Genomic DNA, 2,244 nt, shown 5'->3' with positions numbered 1-2,244 from the left:
TAGCTAATGCGCCGCGGGTCCATCTGTAAGTGGCAGCCGAAGCCGCCTTTCCACTTTTCCTCATGCGAGGAAAAGAACTATCCGGTATTAGCCCCGGTTTCCCGGAGTTATCCCAGTCTTACAGGCAGGTTACCCACGTGTTACTCACCCGTCCGCCGCTGACTTCAGGGAGCAAGCTCCCATCAGTCCGCTCGACTTGCATGTATTAGGCACGCCGCCAGCGTTCGTCCTGAGCCAGGATCAAACTCTCCGAAAGAAGTTTGACTTGCTCATTTGCTAATTAAAGTGTTAGCAACTTTGTAAGAAACATGTTCTTACTAGATTAACGTTGACGTTTTGTTTGTTGTTTTGTTCAGTTTTCAAGGTTCAATTTGTTCGGCGCTCCGTTTGAAGCGACTTTATTATCTTAACATCTCTTTGTTATTGAGTCAATAACTTTTTTAAAAAAGTTTTAAGAGATGTTTTTGTGTATTTCAGTCGCCACTGACCAAAAATATTATTTCGTTCAGCAGCGACGTTTATTACTATAACAAGGTTCTAAATCGAAGTCAACACATTTATGGTATTTTAATATAATTTTTCGGGAACTCTGTAGTATCTATGGAAAAGACCTTGTCCCTTTGTCTCCACTCTGACTGTCTGGAGTATGTTCTTTTCTGTAAGATATTCGATCAGCACACTGAGATCTACGGAGTATGGCTGGATTTCTTCATGTTCCAAAAGTTCATTGAAACTCCATTGTTCTTTTTCCTCCATAATACTTATCAGATGTTCCGATCCAATTTTCAGTCTGGAATGGATAAGGAATTCACTTGCAAGAAATAATAATTCGAGCCTTTTCTCCAGATCTTCCCTGCTATTGATCAGTTCTTCATATAATTTAAAAATTTCAGGCTCAATCTGTTTAACCTGATTCCACACCGTCACTTCCGGATGAAATCCGTTTTCGATTACTGCGAGCCTTGCGAGATGGTGCAAAGAATGAACGACATGGTTATAAGCATCAAGATGATGTTTGTTTTCAAAAAATGCTTTACCGTCGAGGTACCTGCGGATAAGTTTAGAAAACTCCAATCCTATTTTTATTTTCCTTCCATAGAACGGGAAATCCCTTAATTCCATTTTTAAATTGCTTATATATTCATTTCTGTCAAAAATGATCTTTCCATTAAACAGCCATTCTACGATTTTTCTGTTTGTTCCGAGAAGCATCCATTCTTTCAATTTTTCCTCACTTATTATATGAAGGGCCGCTTTTTGCTGTTCATAGGAATAATGCTTTATAAAAACAGGAGTTTCGGATTCCTTCACTATAATAAGTAAAACAACATCAAAAGTATCCGTCAGCGGGCTCGCTTTTTGCCGCTGGTCGATCATCAGTACTCCTAAAGTATCGGGGTGGCTTGCTCTTTCTTGGTATATGGGTCTTAATATATCTTCCATCTTTTGATTCCTCCACTTACTTTCATTGGATTACTATTTCGACGGGGAAATTAAAAATCCTTCCTCTTCCACAGTCAAATTTCGACAAACTCATGTCCGCTGCACTCAATATCAAATAAATATGGTATAGTATTTTTTTAGGAGGGACAATAATGGCCAAAAAATATTCCAGTAAAATTAATAAAATCCGCACCTTTGCTCTGAGCTTGATTTTTATAGGCTTCATCATTATGTACGGCGGAATTTTCTTTAGAGAACACCCTATTGTTATGACAATTTTTATGCTGCTTGGATTACTCGCTATTGCGGGAAGTACTGTGGTTTACTTCTGGATCGGCATGTTATCCACCAAGGCGGTGCAGGTTGTATGTCCGAATTGCGGCAAACCTACGAAAATTCTTGGACGAGTCGATATGTGCATGTATTGTAATGAGCCTCTAACTCTTGACAAAGGTCTCGAAGGAAAAGATTTCAATGAAAGTTACAATAAGAATAAGGGGTAACTCTTATAGCGCCCAAAAGAAATCGAGTAGGAGGGGGTGACTAACCCCCGACCTCTCACACCACCGTACGTACCGTTCGGTATACGGCGGTTTCAATTAAGTCAAACGCAAAGTTTGATATCTCATAAGCAGACTCTTGAGCCCTTGATTCGACCAGTATTGGTTATCAAGGGCTCTATCTAAGATGGGGCTTTTAGCGATACGCCAATAACCCAACCTAGTATTTGCCCATTCCCAAGCCTTGTTAGTTTGTATTCCTAACTTCGTTAGGTTTCTATGTTTTGTTTTAACTTTCTTC

At 39.6% G+C, this 2,244-nt stretch carries 2 protein-coding genes, 1 rRNA gene and 1 pseudogene; 1 reads left to right on the top strand and 3 read right to left on the bottom strand.

All coding sequences use genetic code 11. From position 1 onward, the window contains the following. Together FZC78_RS23250 and FZC78_RS23245 are read right to left on the bottom strand one after the other, a co-directional pair. Positions 1–256, bottom strand: a 16S ribosomal RNA gene (locus FZC78_RS23250); the annotation flags it as partial. Between the two features lie 311 nt (positions 257–567). Then, on the bottom strand, positions 568–1,443 hold the full coding sequence (locus FZC78_RS23245; protein WP_148942431.1) for a nucleotidyltransferase-like protein: 876 nt from the start codon (positions 1,441–1,443) through the stop codon (positions 568–570). 152 nt (positions 1,444–1,595) lie between these two features. On the opposite strand from FZC78_RS23245, the gene FZC78_RS23240 reads away from it, so the two are divergent. After that, the gene (locus FZC78_RS23240) at positions 1,596–1,946 is read left to right on the top strand and encodes a YgzB family protein (RefSeq protein WP_148942430.1); all 351 of its coding nucleotides are present in this window, start codon (positions 1,596–1,598) and stop codon (positions 1,944–1,946) included. A 96-nt stretch (positions 1,947–2,042) separates the two neighbouring features. On the opposite strand, the pseudogene FZC78_RS24075 reads toward FZC78_RS23240, so the two are convergent. Next, positions 2,043–2,244: pseudogene (locus FZC78_RS24075) on the bottom strand (group II intron reverse transcriptase/maturase); the annotation flags it as partial.

Source organism: Rossellomorea vietnamensis (genome assembly GCF_008180415.1).
Lineage (GTDB): Bacteria > Bacillota > Bacilli > Bacillales > Bacillaceae_B > Rossellomorea > Rossellomorea vietnamensis_C.
This window is presented reverse-complemented; position numbering and strand designations above follow the sequence as displayed.